Annotated in this window: 24 protein-coding genes; 23 read left to right on the top strand and 1 reads right to left on the bottom strand. The window is 44.8% G+C overall.

Annotated features, from left to right (window positions below):
- Positions 1–28: 28 nt before the first annotated feature.
- From HMPREF0083_RS25770 to HMPREF0083_RS25745, 6 genes are all read left to right on the top strand, one after another.
- Positions 29–346 (top strand): hypothetical protein, encoded by a 318-nt coding sequence (locus tag HMPREF0083_RS25770; RefSeq protein WP_040305140.1) that lies wholly within the window; start codon positions 29–31, stop codon positions 344–346.
- A 291-nt stretch (positions 347–637) separates the two neighbouring features.
- Complete coding sequence (locus HMPREF0083_RS25765) at positions 638–1,093, top strand: hypothetical protein (RefSeq protein WP_021624937.1); 456 nt, start codon at positions 638–640, stop codon at positions 1,091–1,093.
- On the top strand, positions 1,090–2,286 hold the full coding sequence (locus HMPREF0083_RS25760; RefSeq protein WP_021624936.1) for a DUF2800 domain-containing protein: 1,197 nt from the start codon (positions 1,090–1,092) through the stop codon (positions 2,284–2,286). The genes HMPREF0083_RS25765 and HMPREF0083_RS25760 overlap by 4 nt, the downstream gene beginning before the upstream one ends.
- Positions 2,287–2,382: 96 nt before the next feature.
- A complete protein-coding gene (locus tag HMPREF0083_RS25755) occupies positions 2,383–2,979 on the top strand; it encodes a DUF2815 family protein (protein WP_040305182.1) in 597 nt (198 codons plus the stop codon).
- Positions 2,980–3,043: 64 nt separating this feature from the next.
- Positions 3,044–3,286, top strand: a complete 243-nt coding sequence (locus tag HMPREF0083_RS25750; RefSeq protein WP_040305137.1) for a hypothetical protein — start codon at positions 3,044–3,046, stop codon at positions 3,284–3,286.
- Positions 3,283–5,247: a DNA polymerase gene (locus HMPREF0083_RS25745; protein ID WP_021624933.1), complete on the top strand. Its 1,965-nt coding sequence runs from the start codon at positions 3,283–3,285 to the stop codon at positions 5,245–5,247. Before HMPREF0083_RS25750 ends, HMPREF0083_RS25745 begins: the two co-directional genes overlap by 4 nt.
- A gap of 39 nt (positions 5,248–5,286) precedes the next feature.
- Here HMPREF0083_RS25745 and HMPREF0083_RS29890 read toward each other — a convergent pair whose 3' ends face one another.
- Complete coding sequence (locus tag HMPREF0083_RS29890) at positions 5,287–5,409, bottom strand: hypothetical protein (RefSeq protein ID WP_262360714.1); 123 nt, start codon at positions 5,407–5,409, stop codon at positions 5,287–5,289.
- A 237-nt stretch (positions 5,410–5,646) separates the two neighbouring features.
- On the opposite strand from HMPREF0083_RS29890, the gene HMPREF0083_RS26820 reads away from it, so the two are divergent.
- From HMPREF0083_RS26820 to HMPREF0083_RS25665, 17 genes are all read left to right on the top strand, one after another.
- Positions 5,647–6,057, top strand: coding sequence for a Cas9 inhibitor AcrIIA9 family protein (locus tag HMPREF0083_RS26820; RefSeq protein WP_021624931.1), 411 nt, complete (start codon positions 5,647–5,649; stop codon positions 6,055–6,057).
- 11 nt (positions 6,058–6,068) lie between these two features.
- Complete coding sequence (locus tag HMPREF0083_RS25735; RefSeq protein WP_021624930.1) at positions 6,069–7,640, top strand: PcfJ domain-containing protein; 1,572 nt, start codon at positions 6,069–6,071, stop codon at positions 7,638–7,640.
- 12 nt (positions 7,641–7,652) lie between these two features.
- Complete coding sequence (locus tag HMPREF0083_RS25730; RefSeq protein ID WP_021624929.1) at positions 7,653–10,001, top strand: virulence-associated E family protein; 2,349 nt, start codon at positions 7,653–7,655, stop codon at positions 9,999–10,001.
- A gap of 289 nt (positions 10,002–10,290) precedes the next feature.
- Entirely contained in the window at positions 10,291–10,791 is a 501-nt protein-coding gene (locus HMPREF0083_RS29990; RefSeq protein WP_021624928.1) for a VRR-NUC domain-containing protein, read from the top strand.
- Positions 10,781–12,157, top strand: a complete 1,377-nt coding sequence (locus HMPREF0083_RS25720) for a DEAD/DEAH box helicase (protein WP_021624927.1) — start codon at positions 10,781–10,783, stop codon at positions 12,155–12,157. Before HMPREF0083_RS29990 ends, HMPREF0083_RS25720 begins: the two co-directional genes overlap by 11 nt.
- Positions 12,154–12,795 carry a hypothetical protein gene (locus HMPREF0083_RS25715; RefSeq protein WP_021624926.1) on the top strand — a complete coding sequence of 214 codons (642 nt, stop codon included), beginning with the start codon at positions 12,154–12,156 and terminating at the stop codon, positions 12,793–12,795. The genes HMPREF0083_RS25720 and HMPREF0083_RS25715 overlap by 4 nt, the downstream gene beginning before the upstream one ends.
- A gap of 315 nt (positions 12,796–13,110) precedes the next feature.
- A complete protein-coding gene (locus HMPREF0083_RS25710) occupies positions 13,111–13,431 on the top strand; it encodes a hypothetical protein (protein ID WP_021624925.1) in 321 nt (106 codons plus the stop codon).
- A 65-nt stretch (positions 13,432–13,496) separates the two neighbouring features.
- The gene (locus tag HMPREF0083_RS25705) at positions 13,497–14,000 is read left to right on the top strand and encodes a helix-turn-helix domain-containing protein (RefSeq protein WP_021624924.1); all 504 of its coding nucleotides are present in this window, start codon (positions 13,497–13,499) and stop codon (positions 13,998–14,000) included.
- Positions 13,978–15,228, top strand: a complete 1,251-nt coding sequence (locus HMPREF0083_RS25700; protein WP_021624923.1) for a PBSX family phage terminase large subunit — start codon at positions 13,978–13,980, stop codon at positions 15,226–15,228. Before HMPREF0083_RS25705 ends, HMPREF0083_RS25700 begins: the two co-directional genes overlap by 23 nt.
- 14 nt (positions 15,229–15,242) lie before the next feature.
- Entirely contained in the window at positions 15,243–16,604 is a 1,362-nt protein-coding gene (locus HMPREF0083_RS25695) for a phage portal protein (protein ID WP_021624922.1), read from the top strand.
- A 26-nt stretch (positions 16,605–16,630) separates the two neighbouring features.
- Entirely contained in the window at positions 16,631–16,819 is a 189-nt protein-coding gene (locus tag HMPREF0083_RS25690) for a hypothetical protein (protein WP_021624921.1), read from the top strand.
- Entirely contained in the window at positions 16,812–17,861 is a 1,050-nt protein-coding gene (locus HMPREF0083_RS25685; RefSeq protein WP_021624920.1) for a minor capsid protein, read from the top strand. Before HMPREF0083_RS25690 ends, HMPREF0083_RS25685 begins: the two co-directional genes overlap by 8 nt.
- A gap of 17 nt (positions 17,862–17,878) precedes the next feature.
- Entirely contained in the window at positions 17,879–18,175 is a 297-nt protein-coding gene (locus HMPREF0083_RS25680; protein WP_040305134.1) for a hypothetical protein, read from the top strand.
- Positions 18,176–18,271: 96 nt separating this feature from the next.
- Positions 18,272–18,844 (top strand): DUF4355 domain-containing protein, encoded by a 573-nt coding sequence (locus HMPREF0083_RS25675; protein ID WP_021624918.1) that lies wholly within the window; start codon positions 18,272–18,274, stop codon positions 18,842–18,844.
- 13 nt (positions 18,845–18,857) lie between these two features.
- Complete coding sequence (locus HMPREF0083_RS25670; RefSeq protein ID WP_021624917.1) at positions 18,858–19,772, top strand: phage major capsid protein; 915 nt, start codon at positions 18,858–18,860, stop codon at positions 19,770–19,772.
- A 13-nt stretch (positions 19,773–19,785) separates the two neighbouring features.
- Positions 19,786–19,932 carry a hypothetical protein gene (locus HMPREF0083_RS28580; RefSeq protein WP_021624916.1) on the top strand — a complete coding sequence of 49 codons (147 nt, stop codon included), beginning with the start codon at positions 19,786–19,788 and terminating at the stop codon, positions 19,930–19,932.
- A gap of 46 nt (positions 19,933–19,978) precedes the next feature.
- A complete protein-coding gene (locus tag HMPREF0083_RS25665) occupies positions 19,979–20,335 on the top strand; it encodes a head-tail connector protein (RefSeq protein ID WP_021624915.1) in 357 nt (118 codons plus the stop codon).
- The last annotated feature ends 6 nt before the right edge of the window (positions 20,336–20,341 follow it).

Genomic DNA, 20,341 nt, shown 5'->3' with positions numbered 1-20,341 from the left:
ATTAGGTGGATAAGAAAGGAGCATGAGAATGAACTGGAATATGCGTATGCAGGAAGTGCTAGAACGTACAGCAGGCTACGATATGAGCTTGATGGATGCTGAACAGAACGAAGCCTATCAACATCGTCTGGAACTGAATCGAATCGAACTGGAGTTGAAAGAGGCAAAGAAGGAAGCCAAGGAATATGAAGAGTTGGCTGAAGCATACAGGGCAATCGGTGAAGAGAAAGGCTATCAGGCAGCATGGTCTTATCACAAGTTGAACTTACAACGCTATCACGAACTATCACATTATCTTGCAAAGAAAAAAGCTGCTGAGTGCGGGAACACTCTAACAGCTTCATAAGAAAATACCAGTTACAAACAGCATAACACACGAACGTGTGTACAGCAAGCCTGTCTCGGGCCTGCTGCCAGGACTGCGGGGGACAACTCTCGACCAATCTCGCGGTTCTGGCAGCACTTCCAAGAAGTGCAATACATACAAAAGTGAGGTGAAGAGAATGAGATACAAAGTAAAAATGGATAATCAGCAATAAAAAATGACCTGTTGCGAGCAGGTCATCTGAATCAAAAATTTTCTTATCTTTACTCTATCACAATCTAACCTTGAATTTCAAATAGGAGGAATTATATTATGCCAGTTCAAATCATCGTCAACGGGGAAAACGCTACGCAAGCTATTCAGGAATTTGCTATTTTATCCGCAGCTTTTAAGGGACAGGTTGTATCAGCATCAACATCAGTATCTGAAGAACCAAAGGCCGAAGAACTAAATTCTGAGGCATCAGTACCAGCATCTGAAGAACCGAAACCACACCAGCGCAGAACGAACACAACGTCTAAGAAAGATGAGACACCGAAAGAGGCGCCTGCTACTACACAACCCGAGCCAGAAGAAAGCCAAGACAGCGACAAAGCTGAGGCTGTACCTGATGTTGTGGAACTTAGGGCAAAAGCAAAGGAGAAAGGCAGCACAGCTGAAGGAAAAAAAGCCATCAAAGCACTTCTAGATAAGTTCGGAAGCAAATCCATATCTGATGTGCCAGAGGAGAAACGGGCGGCCTTCCTTGCTGCACTGGAAGAGATATGATACAGCAGGCACACGCTGAACGCGCTCACGCCTTACTAGGGGCATCCAAAGCGGAACAGTGGATTAATTGCCCCCCTAGTGCGCGGCTACAGGAGAACATTCCAGACAAGCGTAGTGAATACGCGGATGAAGGAACAGCTGCACATGAGCTTTCAGAAATCAAGCTACGTCGGCGCTTGCTTCCTTGTAATTCCAAAGAGCGTAAAGCTTTAGACGACAAACTAGAGCAGTTTAAGGCTAATAAGTTTTACGGTCCTGAGATGGAAAATGCAGTTCAGGAATACGTGGAGCTGGTACAAGAGCGATTCATGGAAGCTAAGGCGAGATCCATAGACGCTGTTTTACTACTAGAGGAGCGCTTGGATTTCACAGAGTGGGTGCCAGAGGGATATGGCACAGGAGATGTGGTGCTTATTGCAGACGGCGTACTAGAAGTTATTGACCTTAAGTACGGCAAGGGTGTACCTGTCAGCGCTGAAGGAAACCCACAGATTCGACTATACGCCCTCGGTGCCTGGTGGGGTTACAACTATCTTTATTCTATCAATGAGGTTCGCATGACAATCGTTCAACCTCGTCTGGACAATGTTAGTACGGCTTCACTGGTACTAGATGACTTGCTAGAGTGGGCAGAATCTGTTGTCAAACCTGCTGCCGAGCTCGCATTCGCTGGGAAAGGAGATTTCAAGGCTGGGGGTCATTGCCGCTGGTGCAAGGTTAAAGGCAACTGTCGGGCTCGTGCTGAGGCTAATATGAGAGCCTTGGCCCATGAATTCAAAGACCCTGCGTTGCTCTCAAATGAGGAAATCGGCCCTATCCTGTTCATCGCTGAACAGCTTAAAGCGTGGGCAAAAGACGTAGAGGATTACGCTTATGGACAAGCCTTATCCGGCAATTGCATTCCACAATGGAAGCTTGTAGAGGGCCGGAGCAATCGGGTGATTACGGATAAGGGTGCAGCAAAAGCAGCGCTAGAAGCTGCTGAACTGGAGCCAGAGAAGTACCTGAAACCGCAAGAGCTGCTTAGCATCGGTGAGTTAGAAAAGCGAATTGGTAAGAAAGAATTTAATGCAATGCTGGGCGATCTAATCATAAAGCCACCGGGTAAGCCGGTTCTTGTTCCAGAAACGGACAAACGCCCAGAACTAAATAGTTTGGAAAAAGATTTTGAAAACATTGATATGGAGGTCTGATCTATGGGTGATATTGCAGACTACCATATCAATCAAATGACTTCAGGGAAATGGTCATCTGGTTCTTATAAAAATAATTCAAAGGAGAATGAACACATGGCAATCGATAACAACACAACAAAGGTAATCACTGGAAAGGTTAGACTCTCATACGTGCATATTTTTGAACCAGCTTCTATTGATGGGGAAGACGCGAAATACAGCACAGCGATCTTAATTCCAAAATCGGACAAGGAGACGTTACGCAAGATTAAAACTGCTGTTGATGCTGCTAAGGAATTGGGCAAGAGCAAGTGGGGCGGCAAGGTTCCGGCTAACTGCAAAACGCCGTTACGTGATGGAGATGAAGAGCGCCCAGATGATGAAGCTTACGCGGGCCACTACTTCCTGAATGCAACAAGCAAAAACAAACCAGGTATCGCCAAGCCAATCGGCAAAGGGCCTGACGGCAAGACGAAATTCCAAGAGATCACAGACACTACGGAAGTGTACAGCGGCTGCTATGCCAAAGTTAGCATAAACTTCTATCCGTTTGATGCGAAAGGCAATCGCGGGGTTGCGGCTGGTCTCAATAATGTGGTGAAAGTACAAGACGGTGAGTTCTTGGGTGGTAGATCGAGCGTCGATGATGAGTTTGCTGATGTGGATTTTGATGATGATGTCGATTACGAGGAAGAAGATTTTCTGAATTAATCAATGAGAACGGGGATTCTGAGGAGTCCCCTTTTCTATCAAGACAGTTAGGAGGTTTTTGGGTTTGAAAGTATGGCTGGTTAGTGTGACAGAACGTGACGAGTGCTACAACGAGGAAGACCAGGTAAAAAAATTCGATTCGGAAGAGGACACACTTAGTTATCTCGGAGGTGTGGCAGTAGGCGATTATAAACGAACGATTGTTAATAGCATCCATAGCGTTGACCTTGGTGCACATCCAGTGAGGGTCAAAAAATTAGGGCTTGTGCTTGAGGATTTCAAAATGAAATTGCGTGAAGAGAAATGACGCCGATACTGCAAATTGACCTTGAGACGTACAGTAGTGTTGATCTAACCAAATCGGGTGTATATCGATATGTCGAAGCACCTGACTTCGAAATTCTACTATTCGCCTATGCCTACGACGATGAGGATGTGCAAGTAGTAGACCTTACGGCTTTTGAAGACCTACCAGGGCAAGTACTGCATGATCTGACAGACCCGAACGTGGTGAAAACGGCGTACAATGCGAACTTCGAGCGCACATCTATTGCCAAACACTTTGGTATTTACTGCGATCCTCTCCAGTGGCGTTGTACAGCGGTCCATGCTCTCGCATTGGGATTGCCTGGATACCTAGAAGGCGTCGCAGGAGTACTGAAGCTGGAGGCACAAAAGGATACGAAAGGTAAAAACCTGATTAAGTATTTCTCTGTTCCATGCAAACCGACAAAGGCTAACGGTGGAAGGACGCGCAACTACCCACATCACGACATGGAGAAATGGGAGGAGTACAAAGCCTACAACCGACAGGACGTAGTTGTAGAAAGGGAAGTCCGTCGCAAGTTGGAACGGTTCCCTGTGCCAGCTCATGAATGGCATTTATGGGCGCTTGATCAACGGATTAATGATAGAGGGGTTCGACTTGATCCGGTTTTGTTCCAGCAAGCTATTGCCTGCGACAAACAATACGAAGCAAGGCTAGTACAGGAAGCGCGTGATTTAACAGGATTAGAAAATCCGAACAGCCTTACTCAACTTAAAGGGTGGTTATCTGATAGAGGGCTTGAAACGCCCGATGGATTGTCTAAAACGCATATGCCTGTGCTTTTGGATGCTGCCCCTGATGATGAAACGCGCCGAGTACTGGAACTACGGCAAGAGATGAGTAAGACAAGTGTGGATAAATATAATGCGATGTCTCGCAGTATGTGTGCTGATGAGAGGGTTAGAGGTCTTCTACAGTTCTGCGGGGCGAACCGTACTTGGCGTTGGGCAGGTCGTCTAGTCCAGGTACAGAACTTGCCACAGAACAAGGTTGATGATTTGACCCTCGCACGGGAAACGTTACGAAGTGGAGATTTTGAGTTACTGGAAATGTTGTTCGGGCCTCCACCGTTTGTGCTAAGTCAGCTCATTCGCACAGCGTTTATTCCATCTGAAGGGCACAGGTTTATTGTATCAGATTTCTCCGCTATTGAAGCTAGGGTAATTGCGTGGCTGGCAGATGAGTACTGGGTACTCGATGTATTTCGGGGTCATGGCAAGATATATGAGGCCACAGCGGCTCAGATGTTCAAAGTGCCATTTGAAACAATTACGAAAGGTCACGCCAACTATGAGCTACGGGCAAAAGGTAAAGTAGCCACATTGGCGTGTGGATACCAAGGCGGCCCTAATGCGCTAATAGCCATGGGCGCCTTGAGAAGCGGCATAGCAGAGGAGGAACTGCCTAGACTGGTAAAACAATGGCGAAAGGCCAATCCGAATATCGTTAAGTTGTGGTACGCCGCAGAAGAAGCGGCAGTGACAGCGGTACGGGAAAAAACGACGGTAAAGCTAGCACACGGAGTACAGTACCGCTATGAGGCGGGTGTGCTGTTCGCTGATTTACCGAGTGGCCGGAGCTTGGCATATGTTAACCCGAGGATTAAACCAGACCCGAATTTTGACAAAGACGGCCTAGTGTTTGATGGTATGGATCAAGTCAAAAAGAAATGGATGTCGCACCGCACATATGGCGGTCGATTGGTAGAGAACTTGGTACAAGCTATAGCGCGTGACTGTTTGGCAGAGAGCTTAATGCGCTTAGATGCAGAGGGATACGAGACTGTTATGCACGTACACGATGAAGTAGTGCTAGATGTACCGATAGGAAAAGGCTCTTTAGAACATGTAACGGCAGTAATGGGAAACCCGATCAGTTGGGCTCCTGGGCTTCCCTTATCTGCGGCAGGGTTTGAATGTGACTTTTATCAGAAGGATTGATAGTAGATCAAATTTGATAACACAAAATGTGGTGAAAATTTAATTATGAGCTATCGGGGACATTGCAATCCCGGCTGTGTAACTCACTCCCAAAGCCCATTTTGTTTCAAGCGCTGAAGAAGTGAGAAGGCTCATTTTTTCTTTCTTACCGTTGTTTTTCATAGGCGTTTCCCCCTTGTTTTGAGTTGTCGTTAGTAGAAGACTAATAAATCTTAGAATCACTAAAGCAACAAAGAGGGCTAAGAAAATGAGTAATATCCACAAGCCCTGGCTAAACGCCAGCGGGGCAGATAGCCCCGATAACTCACAATTCATTTTATTCTAGCAAATAATCTTCGAATTTACAAATTTATGCAACGGGTATATACGCCCATTTTGGACAAATAGGAGGAATAATCAATGCAAGCTGAAGCAATTGCAAAACTACAATCTGAAATATCCGGCAGTGATAATCCAGCGGTACAAGCGATCGGTCAATTCTTATTGCAGCACTTAGAACAAAATCCAGAGGACGCTAGTAGCATCCTTAAGACGGACAAAACGATTATAAAAAGCCTTGAAGCAATGCGGAAAGTCGCTGAAAAGAAAAAAGTTGGGAATATGGCGGTGTTGTCTGATAGTGAAGGGTTCGCAATTGTGCTGAACTATTTCAAAAATGAGGAGTCCGCTGCAACAGATCCCAAAAAACAGAAGAATCAAACCGCAGAAGCTTCAGCGAAAAAAGATACAGCTAAACAAATGGAGCCAGTCAAAGAGGATACTACTGAATCAGAAGAAATCGACTTTGACTTTGATGCATTACTGGAATAGGGGGCGTAATCATGTCAAAGGATACTAATTTTCAAGATATCTTTGCTCATTTTCCTAAACAGGTTAGTCAAGGCATTGTCGACTTTGCTAGGGATGTTGCCCTTCTTCAAAGTCGATACATCTTTACACGTCGCGTAAAAAGTCTCCAGTACGCCTATTGCACGCATTGTCGTAAAGAATATCTGCGTGGGCCGGGCACGGATTACCCCCTTTACCTTCGCCATAATGAAATTAAGAAATGCCCTAAATGCCAGTCGGTATGCACAGTCAAGGCAAGCGGGAGAGGCCGGAAATATTTGAGTGACGACGCCTACTTTGTTTACTACGAAAAGTCGGTTATCGACCCTAATGCTATTGTGGCTTGGGGCTTGTACGTAGAACGAGATTACAGTGGTAACTATTACAAAACGGAAACGAAGTTTCGAACAGTAGCGATGTACCTCTTTCAACCTGGAAAAAGCATGATGCTTTATCAAAGTTACTGGGAGGATAAGTGGACCAAGAGAAAAGCGGTACGCTCGGAGTTTAACAATAGCATGAAAAATAAAAGTTGCTATCTTTCGATGGAGAGCGTTGAGTCTGCTGTTCAAGGAACACCATTTCAATATAGTACATGGGAGAAGTACACCAATCAATCTGCTGATCTCGTACGGTTTTTCGATTTAGCTGCAAAATACCCATGTGTAGAATATCTCACTAAGTTAGGGTTACGTGGCTTGATTGAAGCGAAGCTGCTCGATTATCAAACATATGGTGTCGTGAACTGGAGAGGAAAGACTCTTGAGAAGGTACTCCGGATGTCAAAGAGCCAGATTAAAGAGTTACGTACATCAAATATAAAAATAGACCCTCTTGTACTTCACAGTTACCACTTTTACAGGAAGCATGGGCTATCGTTGTCGTTTCAAGAGGCGCATCTATTACGGGGCCTTTCAACTGGCTACTATTTGTCTGAAGCAATGAAGTTGTCCGCTTATGCACCCTTTACTCGGATTGTTCGATACATTCTAAAACAATTACGAAGAGAAGATGTTCGAAGAGGAGGCGTTAGGGGGCATTTCTGGGAGGACTCAACAGTTTTAATCACTTGGCGCGATTATATCAGGGACTGCCAGGAGCTAGGAATGGACTTAGAACAGGAGCATATTTTATTCCCGAATAATCTGTATGCTGCTCATCAGAAAACTATTAAAAAAGTGAAGTTTAAGCAAGACAAGGAGCTTAACCTCCAAATTCAAGCACGGCTTAAATCCTTAAAGAAATACAATTTCGAAGCCAACGGCTTCATACTGCGACCAGCTACAGATACGGCTGAACTAATTCAAGAGGGGAACGAACTTAGCCATTGCGTTGGAGGATATGCAAAGTCCTACGCAAACGGAGAAACGAATATCTTATTGCTTCGGAAAGCGTCAGAGCCGGATAAGCCTTTTTACACCATGGAGGTTCGTAATGGGCACATTACACAGTGTCGAGGGTTAAAAAATTGTTCTCCAACGGATGAGGTTAAAGCGTTTATCGACTTATTTACTGTAAAGAAACTACTAACTAAGAAGCAGACTAGGGTGGCGCAACCAGCGTAAGGAAGTGATCCAATGAACGACATTGAACTTGATATCAGTTTCGGCAAACATCGCGCTGATACGAACTGGAAACCTGAATACCTCACGTGGGAAGAGTTTGTGGACAAGCTCCGCAAGGTCCGGCGAACGAATGAAACCATGGCGCAGTATGACAAGATGCACAATATCGGACGCGGGAAAATCAAGGATGGTCCTGCATTCGTTGGTGGCCTTGTCCGAGGTGGTCGACGTAAGAAAGAAAACATCGATACTCGCAGTCTAATCACACTGGACGTAGACCACGCAGATAGTGAGTTCATGTTTACTTTAGAGCTTGTACTGGGGGGGACGGCTTATGCCGTCTACTCCACACACAGCCATCGACCGAATAAACCGAAATACCGATTGATTATGCCTGTTGATCGCGTAATGAGCCCGGATGAGTATGCTGCTGTGAGCCGTAAGTTAGCGGAGCAGATAGGTATGGACTACTTTGATAAGACCACATTCGATGTACATCGGCTTATGTATCTACCGAGCTGTAGCAAAGATGCGGAACCTGTATTGAACGTTTACGAAGGTGAACCTGTATGTGTAGATGCAGTGCTAGATGAGTACGAAGACTGGCAGGATCCTCTACAGTGGCCACGGCATAAGGGCGACAAGCTTCAGCGTAAAACGGCTGAGCGTATGGAAGACCCAAGAGCCAAGGAGGGTGTAGTGGGGGCGTTCTGCCGCTGCTACTCTATCAGTGAAGCGATAGCGACGTTTCTGTCAGATGTATATGAGCCGATAGATGATAGCCTAACACGATATACGCATATCGGTTCAACGAGTCACGGTGGATTAGTGGTCTATGATGAAGACACGTTTGCCTACTCGCATCATGAGAGTGATCCTTGTAGCGGAAGAGAAGTGAATGCCTTTGACCTGGTACGGTTGCATAAGTTCGGTAAACTGGATGACCGGGCTAGTGAAAGAACAAACATTACGAAATTACCAAGCTATACAGCCATGCTGGCATTCGCTACTCAGGACGTAAAAGTGAAGCGTGAAAGGCTCGCAGAGCTGTCAGAGGACTTTGCAGATATGGACGTATCTGAGGGTGAAGGAGAAGACCCAGACATTGACTGGATAAGCAAACTAAAAGTGAACGAAAAGACAGGATTCCCACTGTCAACAGCCAGGAATGCAGAAATCATCCTTAGTAATGGCCCCTTTAAGGGTGTGTTGGCATATGACGCTTTCGGCAATACAGAAGTCATCCGGAAGCCGTTGCCATGGAGAGATCGAGAGTACAAACATGAAGATTATGAGCCGTGGCTTGGTGCAGATGATAGGCGACTGGAACACTGGCTTGGTAAGACGTATGAGTTTAAATCTTCAGCCATTATCAAGAATGCCTTTACGGAAGTGGCCCACGCTAACAAGTTTCATCCTATTATCGAATACCTGGAAGCGCAGGAGTGGGATGGCGTAGAGCGCTTGGACTCTTTATGCATTCATTACCTTGGGGCTGAAGATTCAGCTTATGTTCGAGAAGTGACCCGGAAAATGCTTGTAGCTGCGGTAAAACGTCTTTATGAACCTGGCTGCAAATTTGATTATATGCTGGTTTTGGTTGGCCCCCAAGGTGCCGGCAAAAGTACGATTATTCAAATGTTGGCACAGCGGTGGTTTAGTGATTCGCTTAAAACCTTTGACACCAAAGAGGCGGGCGAACACCTCCAATCAGCTTGGATTTTCGAATTTGGTGAGCTGGCAGGTATGTCTAAGACAGAGGTAGACGAAATCAAGCAGTTTATTACCAAGCGTTCAGATAAATACCGGGTAGCCTATGACCGTGTGATTACGGATTTTCCGCGTAAATGCGTATTTTTCGGAACTACGAATAACTGGGACTTTCTAAAGGACCCTACGGGAAACCGTCGTTTTTGGCCTGTTACGGTTGACCCTACTAAACGGACAAAGAATATGTTTACAGAGCTTTCAGAGTATGAAATAGGCCAGATATGGGCTGAAGCATTACAAGCTTATCGCAACGGTGAAGGTTTAACACTATCGCCAGAGGTAGATAAAGATGCCGCACGTATCCAAGGTCTGCATATGGAAGAAGATCCACGTGTAGGGCTAATTCAAGAATGGCTTGATATGCCTATAGAGGATGAATGGGGCGAAGAGTCCGAGGGAGGACAATTACGAAATCGGGTGTGTGCCTCACAAATATGGGTTGAATGTTTCCATAACAAAGCAGGCTCTATACGGCCATGGGAGGCAAGGGAGATTGTTAGTATCCTTCGACGCATACCGGGGTGGAAAGAGCGAAAAGGAAGAGCCCGCGTACCAGGTTATGGGTTGCAAACCGTGTTCGATAGGGTGTAACAGACCAGCTGATATTTACTGAACATTATCTGATACATCTGATACACCTAATGTTACAGATGTATCAGAGAGGTAACATATAAAAATTGAGTATCTGATACATAGAAAACCTAGTCATATCAATAGGTTAAGCGTTCTTGTATCAGATGTAACAGTAAATTCTTTATTAAAGATAAAAGTAGTGGAGCATAGGAAGTGGGAAATAGTCCTAAATAATAACCCCTATGCTGCGCACGATTTATGCACATATACGCGGGAGAGTGAACATCTGAACAGGAGGGTTTTATACATGCAACATTATAAAGATTGGATTTGTCGATGGATAGATGAAGGGTCACCGGTAGGCAATCTTGCTAGACGGATTTCCGCAGATGATGAATTCCCTCTCGGGGGGCATAAAGCTGCCCTGTTGGCACGAATAAAGGCCATCGAGGCATCTGAGGGGGAAATACTTGCTTTCAAATATACCTGGAAGATGTATGAGGATGACGCATTTAAAAAGCCAAGTGAGTCGACTTTGGAGAAAAAACTTGTTTTAGAGGTTGAAAAGCGCGGGGGGATTTGTTGGAAATTCACATCACCTGGGACTACCGGTGTCCCTGATCGAGTAGTTATGGCTCCGTGGGGAAGGGTTGCTTTTGTAGAAATGAAAGCACCTGGTAAGAAGTTAAGGGCCCTGCAACGAAAACGAGCCGATCAAATTTTGGATTTAGGTGTCCCGTTCTACTGCCTAAGTTCAAATCAGGATATTTTGTCATTTCTACAGGAGATGTTTGATAGTGAAATATAAACCACACCAATACCAGGAGTATGCTACACAACAGATTCTAGATACGAATTATATAGCCCTCTTGCTAGATATGGGCTTAGGGAAAACAGTTTCTACGCTGACCGCGATTGACCTGTTACTGAATGATTACTTTGACGCAAGTCGAGTATTAGTAATTGCACCTCTTCGAGTAGCAGATGATACATGGGCAAGGGAAGTTGAGAAGTGGGACCATCTACAACATTTACGAATTAGTAAAGTACTTGGGAGTGCGATTCAACGCCGAAAAGCGTTAAAAGCTGATGCGGATATCTATGTGATTAATAGGGAAAACGTTGAGTGGTTAGTGGGTGAGCTGGGTACCAAATGGGATTTTGAGACTGTCGTAATTGATGAGCTTAGTAGTTTTAAAAACCCAAAATCCAAACGTTTCCGAGCGTTGCGGCGAGTGCGGCCGATGATGAAACGCCTAATCGGTTTAACTGGGACACCTGCACCAAATAGCCTTATGGATTTGTGGCCACAAATTTATCTGTTGGACCAAGGGGAGCGATTAGGCAAAACAATCACCAGTTTTCGTGATCGATATTTTGTCCCTGGAGAGCGTAGCGGGCATATTGTCTACAAATGGCATGAGAAGAAGGAAGCCGAACAGAGAATTTACGACGCAATCAGCGACATTGTTGTAAGTATGAAGGCTGATGATTGGCTGGAGCTCCCGGAACGGATTGATCGCATCGTACAAATTCGGCTGTCTGATAAAGCGAGGGATTTGTATAGAAAACTAGAACGGGACTTGCTTCTACCTTATCAGGATGCAGATGTCGTTGCTACCACAGCAGCTGTCTTGAGCAACAAGCTTTTGCAAATGGCTTCAGGTGCAGTTTATGACGAGGAAAAAGGAATTAAGTTAATCCATGATGCAAAGCTGGACGCACTAGAGGATATCATCGAGGCAGCACAAGGAAAGCCTGTGATGGTGTTTTATAACTTCAAGCATAGTTTAGCCCGTATCCAAGAACGATTCCCACAAGCCCGAATTTTACGAAAGGGTAAAGACGGGAACCAGGATATAGTTGATTGGAACAATGACCAAATACCACTTCTGCTATTACACCCGAAAAGTGCCGGACATGGCCTGAATCTTCAGGAGTCGAGCTGCCAGACTGTTGTATGGTTTGACCAGATATGGAGCTTAGAAGAGGACCAACAGGCAAATGCCAGGGTACACCGACAAGGCCAAACACGACGAATTGTAGTCATGCGGTTAGTAGCTGAGGATACGATGGATGAAGAGGCTGTAATTGCACTGGAACGAAAAGCAGATGGACAAGAAGCACTAATGCAAGCAGTAAAAGCGAGAATAGAGAGGGTGAGAGTAGTATGATAAACGCAGCGATCACACCAAGGGTTGAACAGCTTGTTATTACACAGTTATCAAGCTATCAAGATATTGTCAATCGGCTTCGTGTCCTCCAGACATACAGTGTTGGGAATGGTATTACTGTGAGCCGATTGAGTGAAGACGATCACCTACAGGATCTTCATCGGAAGCTACGTGGAATGCCAAGGTATATGTATTTGACTATGAAAGAACAGAAGCTAGAGCAAACAGTGAATACCTACTTGCTTAATCACTCGCACCCAACAGGGATCCGAGCGCAACTTAAAGTCATACAAGAATGCAGGCCTGTAAATAAAGAAGACGAGAAATCCCTACAAGAAGTGATACAGAAGATTTCAAGAGTGGTGGAAGCCCGAGCAGGGCGGCGAGATGATCTTGCGGAGGTATTAGAACGTGTGGCCAAGTTTCAGGACCTTCAGGCAGAAAAAGATCAAATTGATAAAGTACTGGAGGTGATGAAAGAGCAGTATGCACATTTTGCCGATCTGCTGAGACTCCACTATATCGAAAAGAAGTCGTGGAAAGAGATCACTATGATAATGGGTATTTCTAAAAGTGTTTTTTACCGATGGAGGCCGCGAGCGCTTGAGAAATATGCACATTTAGCAGGGTGGGAATAAAGTGGGAAAAAGGTGGGAAAAAAACGGGAAAACATTGGGAACAAAAACGCTTTTTTCCGTGATAATATGGTAGCATGGGGCAAGTTAAAAAGAGACGGAGAAGAACGAGAATATAAATACTGAGTAGTTTCTCAGAATAACGGCAAAATGCGCGGTCGGATGAAAAGTTCACTCGGCTTTTTATTTTGCTTTAGAAGCGGCACTATAGTAGGTGCTAGAAGATAAGCGAAGAGGCGTTCCGGAAGAGCGGTCTTTTTTATTGCAGGAAAATATCTCCTTTTGTCGAATGGTATTAGGCAGAAAGGGGGATTATATATGTTGAAACATAAATGTCCGAAATGCGATGAATGCGGGAAAGAGTTAACGGATTGGTCAGGAAATATCATGGTAGAGGGTAAAAGTTATCATGATAAAATAGATGACTTTTTAATCTGGTGTAAGGAATGTACAGTTAGACTGGACCGCACAGGAGAAGGGAACAAGTTTCATAATCTTTGGGAGTTGTCCTGGCTTAAGAAAGACTACTTTAGTTTAGAGGAAGAACTCTTCGAAGAAGTAAAAGAAGGGCAAAATCGTTGGTCACTTGATGCACTTAAGAAAATCAATCAACTTGGAAGAATGGTGTATGAACAATAAAGCAAGCGACAAAGCATCCTTAGGGGGTGCTTTTTATTTTGCCTCGGAGGTGGGTGGTGATGTAGATGGCAAAAGGAAGATGGCAAGAGTGGATAACGCCAGAAGGACTAACACTATTAGAAGGCTGGGCGCGTGACGGGCTCACAGATGAGCAGATAGCTAAAAACATTGGTATTAGCCGTCAAACGCTTTACGATTGGAAAAAGCGCTATCCCGACATTTCTTACACCTTAAAAAAGGGAAAGGAAGTTGTTGACATTGAGGTTGAGAATGCGTTGCTAAAGCGTGCGTTAGGTTACAAATACGTAGAAGTAACGAAAGAGCGAATGCCTAAAAAAGATGAATTCGGCAACATTATGGAGGATGAAGAAGGGAATTGGATATTTGAAATGGTCCCGATTAAGGAGGTTGTGAAAGAAGTCCAACCAGATACTACAGCTCAAATCTTCTGGTTGAAGAATCGTAGGCCGGATAAATGGCGTGATAAGCAAGAGGTTGAGCAATCAGGCGACCTGCAAATTAATATCAATGTACGGGGTTCGAAAGATGAACATCGACGTAACGATTAATCAAGCGTATTTGCCGTTTCTACAAGATAATACACGCTATCAGCTTTTCTTCGGTGGCTCATCATCGGGGAAATCCTTCTTTCTCTCACAACGTACTGTCTTGGATGTCCTAGAAGGTCATAGGAATTACTTGATTGTCAGGAATGTCATGAACACCATTAAGCGTTCTGTGTTCAATGAGATTACAAAAGCGATTCTTGCGATGGGATTAAGACCATACTTCGATATCAACAAGTCTGACCTAGTTATCACTTGTCTATTGAATAACAAGCAAATCCTTTTCTGTGGCTTGGATGACCCAGAGAAAATCAAATCGGTAACACCCATCGATGGCGTTATCACAGATGTTTGGGTAGAAGAAGCTACTGAGACAAAGTATGAAGCTGTTAAACAATTGGACAAGCGTCTGCGTGGTCGTTCTGTCGTACCTAAGCGTTTGATTCTCTCGTTTAACCCTGTGCTACAGGACCATTGGATTTATAGGCAATACTTCAGCGGCTGGCAGGATGATAAGAACTTCTATCGAGATGAAAAAGTCATTATTCTTAAAACAACGTACAAGGACAACGACTTTCTGGAAGAGGATGACCGCCGCGCACTGGAGGAAGAAACAGACAAGTATTATTACGAGGTTTATACGCTTGGAAATTGGGGCGTGCTTGGGAATGTCATCTTCAAGAATTGGGAAGTACAGGACCTGTCAGAAATCCGGCAAACGTTCGACCGATTCAACAATGGTCTGGATTTCGGTTTCTCCGACGATCCGAATGCGCTGGCACACATGCATTATGACCGCAAGCGCAAAACGCTTTATATTCTGGACGAGCTGTACATGACGGAGCTGACCAATGACCTGTTGGCTGAAGAAGTAAAGAAAATTATTGATAGGCAAGTAGTAACCTGTGATTCATCAGAGCCAAAATCTATCAAGGAGCTTTGTCAATTTGGTGTACGGGCCATTCCAGCTAAGAAAGGACCAGATAGTGTGAATTTCGGTATCGACTGGCTAAAACGGCAGAAGATCATCATTGATGTGCGTTGCGTGAATGCTAAGCTAGAGTTCCAAAAGTACAAGTGGAAAGAGGACAAATACGGCAATGTGTTGCCCGTTCCAGTGGATAAGGACAATCACTTGATTGATGCTATCCGGTATGGCTGTGAGGACTTGATGACACAGAATACCATCAAAGCAAACGACGGCTTCAAACGCCATCGTATCAAGATTTAAGAGGAGGTGAAATCATGCTGTTTTTGGATTTACAGGGAACAGAAGTCAGTCCGATGCTCATTAAGATGCTGATTGATAAACACCGACCAAAAAGAATGAAAATGTTAGAAGCATACCAGCGCTATAAAGCCAAACAAGTGCCGATTATGACACGTAAGCTCGGTGAGCTGGAAGATACAAAAATCAATAATAAAATCAACGTGGACACCTATTCCCTAATCATTGACCAGAAGGTCGGGTACATGATGGGGAAGCCGGTGTCTTTTTCGTATAACACGGATGAAGAGAATGGCAACGAGGCAATACGAGAGCGGGCGATGGCGGAAATTGACGACTTTATGCGGCGCAACTCGTTCCATGATGTGGCTGTGAGAACATGCCTGATGGCGTCAATCTGCTCTTATGGTGCTTTGCTGATGTATGTATGTCCTGAAGGTAAAGAACGGGCAAAAAGCGTACTACCGTTTGATGTCGCGTTTATCTCGCCAGATGGGGAGAAGGTTACACATGCACTACGCTATTACACAATTAACAGGTTCATAGACGGCCAGATTAAGGCTGTGGAGCGCGCGGAGTTTTACGATGACCGTTTTATCTACCTCTATGAGAAAGACGCGAATTCAGGCGAGTACATTCTTTTAGGGGAGCCAAAAGAGCATTTGTTTGATTACGTACCATTACTTTGTTTCCCGAATAACGATGAGTGGCAGGGGGATGCACAGAACGCCCTAGAATTAATCGATGCATATGATCGCACTGTCAGCGATGTAAATAGCGAGATTGAGCAATTTCGACTCGCTTATTTGCTTATCACGGGCGCTAGGTTGGAAGACGATGCACTTGAAAAGCTGAAGCAGACGGGTGTACTAGAATTGCCAGATGGAAACAGCGTAAACGCCCAGTTCCTAACAAAAGAGATGGCAACCGAGTTTATAGAGAAGCACTTGGACCGCTTGGAAGAGGACTTATGGAACGTAGTAGGCGGAATTAACTTCAAAGACAGGTATTTTGGCGGCAATCATACAGGCCCTGCACTGCGCTATAAACTGCAAAACTTAGAAAACAAGGCATCAACTACAGAGGCCAAGATGAAAAAAGGCTTCAGGGAAATGTTCCAGGTGTTAGCATCGGCGTGGAGAAAGAAAAATATCATGCTTGATTATCTTGACGTTGATATGACGTTTAGTCGGACCTTTCCAAAACATATCCTGGACGAGGCGCAAGCAAATTCGATGCTTGTCGGTACGATTTCAGATAGAACACGCATCGCGCAGCTATCTTTTATTGAAAACCCAGATGATGAGCTGTGGCTGATGCAACAGGAAAGGGAAGAGAAAGCGAAACGGATGCAAGACGATTATCAATTTCCTGAATAAGCTCTTTTGGTAATTGGAGGGATTCTATGAGTTTGGCTGATAAGGTAAAAAGCATATGCGAATCTGGTGAATTAACACATGACTTTGTTATTGGGTTAGCTGAGGAAATGGACGGCATTGCAAGGGTCGCAAAGATTGGTTTAGAGAGCGATTCTGCTTTTCATAAATGGTGTGCATTGAAATCAATATATGACGCAGTGATACAACATGAGTGACGAGAAAGTAACCCTGCCGTCCTCGGAATACTGGAACAAACGTATGGAGGAAATCACAGGCGCTGATATCAAGCGAACAACGGCCACTGAAAGAAAAATCTTTCGGGCTTATCGTAAGTCTAAGCGTGAGATCGAAAGGGAAATTACGGCGTTTGTGGCCCGATATGGTAGCGAGAATGGCATGACATACCAGCAGGCCCTTGTGTACCTCAACAAAAACGAGTTCAAGCAATGGCGCATGGATATCAAAGAATATATTGAGCGCATTGAGAAGACAGGTGACAAACTTCTGTTGCTTGAATTAAACACCTTGTCAGCACGTGCCCGGGTGACTCGCATGGAACAGCTCATGGCACAAATCAACGTACAGTTTGCTGAACTGAAGCAGGAGCAGGAAGAAATCTTTGAGGAGCACCTAGAAGAGAGTGCTGACGACTCCTACTATCAGACGACATTCGCCGTACAACAGGGGCTAGGGATGGCAACAACGGTCACTGTTTTGAATAAACAGGCCGTACAGACCATTCTAGAAACGCCGTGGAGCGGTGCCAATTATTCAAAACGTATCTGGCAGGATCGACAACGACTTACACAGGTACTTGAGGAAGAAATAACGCAGGCTTTTATTCAAGGCAAAGATATCCGGCAGACCTCAAAGGCTGTCGCTGAGCGCATGGAAACCAGTTATGCCAATGCAGTGCGCTTGGTACGCACAGAAAGCTCCTACGTGGCAAATCAGGCGTCTATGAAGGCGTATGAGGAGGCAGGCATACAGAAATACCAGTTCCTTGCCACGCTGGACAGGAAGACAAGCAAGGCGTGTCAAAAAATGGACAACCAGGTGTTTGACCTTGCTGACAAGCAGATAGGTGTGAATTGCCCGCCGTTGCATCCTTTCTGCCGCAGCACGACAATCCCGTACTTTGAAAGCACGAAGGGGCTACGCTTGGCGCGAGATGCGAGAGGTAAACCGATCCGCATTCCTGCTGATATAAATTATGAGCAATGGAAGAAACAATATTTGCCGAAGTTGGCCGCTTGATGAGAGGGAGGGGTGAAATGATGTTGCCGGATAAAATTAAGATTGTTGGTGTTGATTATACAGTCGAAAAGGCAGAGGAATTAAATAACGATCCTGGTGATATGGGTGAGTGCATTTATCAAAAAGCCCTGATACGGATTAAATCAAATATGTCAATGGATAAACAACATCAGACATTTATCCATGAAATGCTACATGCTTGTATTGAAGAAGCTGGATTCGAAGAACAAGACGAGGATTTTGTTAACCGTGTCAGTATCATTTTGCATCAAGTTTTAAAAGATAATGATTTTGCTTGGTTAAAGTCCGAATAGGGCTTTTTTTATTTTGCCCTGCCACACGGCATAAAACTGGGCTATTTATTTTGCACTCATAGGCGCGAACTGTGAGGGCACAGGGAGGAATAAACAGTGAATCTTGAAGAGATCAAAAAGTTCTTGGAAGAGAACAAGGATAATGCAGATGTTAAATCATTTGTGAGTGGATTTGTGACGGTCGATGCAGTTAGTAGTTATCTTGAGTCGAAGGAAGGTAAAAAGCTGATGCAGCCTAAACTTGATCAGCACTTCACAAAGAGCCTGGAAACATGGAAGGCTAACAATTTGGAAGAGCTGATCGAGGCAGAGGTCAATAAACGTAACCCTCAAAAAACAGAGGAGCAAAAACGCATTGAAAAGCTTGAGAAGCAGCTTGAACAAGAAAAGAAAGACCGTCAGCGCGAGGCTTTACGTAATAAGGCTTTGTCTGTTGCTTCCGAAAAGGGTCTGCCTTCTGAAGTGATTGATCATTTTCTTGGTGACGATGAAGATGTGACGCTTGAAAACATCGGTAAGCTAGAAACGGCGTTTAACACCTATGTTGACAAGAGGGTTGAGGAGAAGTTTAAAGCAAATGGCCGTCATCCAGAAGGCGGAATTCCCGGGGCGGCCAGTAGTAATGTTCAAAGCCTTGCCGAACTGGCAGCGCAAAATAGTATTCGATAGGAGAGTGTAAAAGATGGCATTAAAAGATAACGTATTGTTGATGGATGCAAAGACAGGTACGATTCCAGCAGAGCAAGGAACACTTGTTATGAAAGAATTCATGAGTGGTTCTGCTGTCATGCAGCTTGCGAAGTATGAAGAAATGACAAAGCCAGTTAAAGAGTTTACTTATCTAGCTTCCGGTGTGGGTGCTTACTGGGTGGATGAAGGAAATAAGATTCCAGTGAGCAAGCCAACCTGGTTAAAAGCCAAAATCGAGGCGAAAAAACTAGGTGTAATTATTCCGGCTACAAAAGAATTTTTGAAATGGACAGTTCCGGCTTTCTTTAATCAAATGCGTCCGGCTATTGCTGAAGCGTTCTACACAAAATTTGACCAGGCGACGCTATTCGGTAATGATTCGCCGTATGCTGCTGGGCAAAGCATCTGGGAAAACATCGTAGCATCTGGCAACAAGCTAGAGGAAAATTCTACAGGTAAGGGCCTTGGTGAAGAGTCCTCTAATATTATCGCTATGGTTGAAGATGGCGACGGAGATCCCAATGGCTTTATTACAACTCGACGTTTTAAGCAAGCGATGCGTAACGCGGTGGATGCGAAGGGCAACTCTCTTTTCACTGATAAGACAAAGGCCGCACCCTCCACTCTACATGGTTTGCCAGTGGGCTATGTAAATGGTAAGTCGTGGGATTATACAAAAGCCCGCTTGATTACAGGTGACTGGGATTATGCGCGTTATGGTATTTTACAAGATATCGAGTATGAGATTGCTACAGAGGCAACGCTTGATATTCTTGGTGAAGATGGACAACCAATTAACCTTTTCCAACGGGATATGTTTGCACTACGCGCAACAATGCATGTAGCGTTTATGACGTTGAAAGAGGATGCGTTCGCTGCCTTAACACCAAAACCAGCTACACCGTAAGGAGGAGGAAACCTTGAAAGAAGCAAAAACACTAAAAGTTAAGAATGCAGATGGACGAGAGTTCGAAGTCACGGAAAAAGCGTATGAGCTGGTGTATAAAGGGTTGGGCTTTAAGCTGGTAACAGAACGTAAGACAACTAAAAAAGAAATGGGAGAATAGGGAGCGCTCAAGAGGGTGCTCTCTTCTCTTTTGAGGAGGAAAAGTCATGGATAGACTGGCAACCGTCAAAATGTTGGCTGGTATCCCAGAAGACGACACCACTTATGATGCCAAACTGAACTATTGGTTATCAGCCACTGAACAGGAAATGCTGGCCTATACGAATCGGACAGAGTTTCCTGAAGGTCTTGAATCAGCACTTATTGACCATGTTGTGTTGCTCTATCGTAGGGACAAGACAAATACACCGTCAGACACACAGAATGCCCCTGTGAAGAGTGTTACGGAAGGAAATACCACTATTACCTATGGTGACGCTCCTGTGCCGGGATACACCCTTATAGGCGGCAGTTTGATTTCTGTATTGGATCGCTTTGTTGTTCGGGTGGTGCGTGTTCGATGACTCCAG

Source organism: Aneurinibacillus aneurinilyticus ATCC 12856 (assembly GCF_000466385.1).
Classification (GTDB): Bacteria; Bacillota; Bacilli; order Aneurinibacillales; family Aneurinibacillaceae; genus Aneurinibacillus; species Aneurinibacillus aneurinilyticus.
Note: the sequence above shows the minus strand (reverse complement) of the source record. Positions and strands in the feature narration are given on the sequence as shown.

Bases quoted from the DNA above. Each gene is read 5' to 3' on its own strand.
- HMPREF0083_RS25705 (WP_021624924.1), top strand. From the start codon at position 13,497: ATGGCAAAAGGAAGATGGCAAGAGTGGATAACGCCAGAAGGACTAACA.
- HMPREF0083_RS29990 (WP_021624928.1), top strand. From the start codon at position 10,291: ATGCAACATTATAAAGATTGGATTTGTCGATGGATAGATGAAGGGTCA.
- HMPREF0083_RS25665 (WP_021624915.1), top strand. From the start codon at position 19,979: ATGGATAGACTGGCAACCGTCAAAATGTTGGCTGGTATCCCAGAAGAC.
- HMPREF0083_RS25710 (WP_021624925.1), top strand. From the start codon at position 13,111: ATGTTGAAACATAAATGTCCGAAATGCGATGAATGCGGGAAAGAGTTA.
- HMPREF0083_RS25760 (WP_021624936.1), top strand. From the start codon at position 1,090: ATGATACAGCAGGCACACGCTGAACGCGCTCACGCCTTACTAGGGGCA.
- HMPREF0083_RS26820 (WP_021624931.1), top strand. From the start codon at position 5,647: ATGCAAGCTGAAGCAATTGCAAAACTACAATCTGAAATATCCGGCAGT.
- HMPREF0083_RS29890 (WP_262360714.1), bottom strand. From the start codon at position 5,409: ATGAAAAACAACGGTAAGAAAGAAAAAATGAGCCTTCTCACTTCTTCA.
- HMPREF0083_RS25745 (WP_021624933.1), top strand. From the start codon at position 3,283: ATGACGCCGATACTGCAAATTGACCTTGAGACGTACAGTAGTGTTGAT.
- HMPREF0083_RS25770 (WP_040305140.1), top strand. From the start codon at position 29: ATGAACTGGAATATGCGTATGCAGGAAGTGCTAGAACGTACAGCAGGC.
- HMPREF0083_RS25690 (WP_021624921.1), top strand. From the start codon at position 16,631: ATGAGTTTGGCTGATAAGGTAAAAAGCATATGCGAATCTGGTGAATTA.
- HMPREF0083_RS25670 (WP_021624917.1), top strand. From the start codon at position 18,858: ATGGCATTAAAAGATAACGTATTGTTGATGGATGCAAAGACAGGTACG.
- HMPREF0083_RS25695 (WP_021624922.1), top strand. From the start codon at position 15,243: ATGCTGTTTTTGGATTTACAGGGAACAGAAGTCAGTCCGATGCTCATT.
- HMPREF0083_RS25680 (WP_040305134.1), top strand. From the start codon at position 17,879: ATGATGTTGCCGGATAAAATTAAGATTGTTGGTGTTGATTATACAGTC.
- HMPREF0083_RS25730 (WP_021624929.1), top strand. From the start codon at position 7,653: ATGAACGACATTGAACTTGATATCAGTTTCGGCAAACATCGCGCTGAT.
- HMPREF0083_RS25765 (WP_021624937.1), top strand. From the start codon at position 638: ATGCCAGTTCAAATCATCGTCAACGGGGAAAACGCTACGCAAGCTATT.
- HMPREF0083_RS25700 (WP_021624923.1), top strand. From the start codon at position 13,978: ATGAACATCGACGTAACGATTAATCAAGCGTATTTGCCGTTTCTACAA.
- HMPREF0083_RS25715 (WP_021624926.1), top strand. From the start codon at position 12,154: ATGATAAACGCAGCGATCACACCAAGGGTTGAACAGCTTGTTATTACA.
- HMPREF0083_RS25735 (WP_021624930.1), top strand. From the start codon at position 6,069: ATGTCAAAGGATACTAATTTTCAAGATATCTTTGCTCATTTTCCTAAA.
- HMPREF0083_RS25685 (WP_021624920.1), top strand. From the start codon at position 16,812: ATGAGTGACGAGAAAGTAACCCTGCCGTCCTCGGAATACTGGAACAAA.
- HMPREF0083_RS25755 (WP_040305182.1), top strand. From the start codon at position 2,383: ATGGCAATCGATAACAACACAACAAAGGTAATCACTGGAAAGGTTAGA.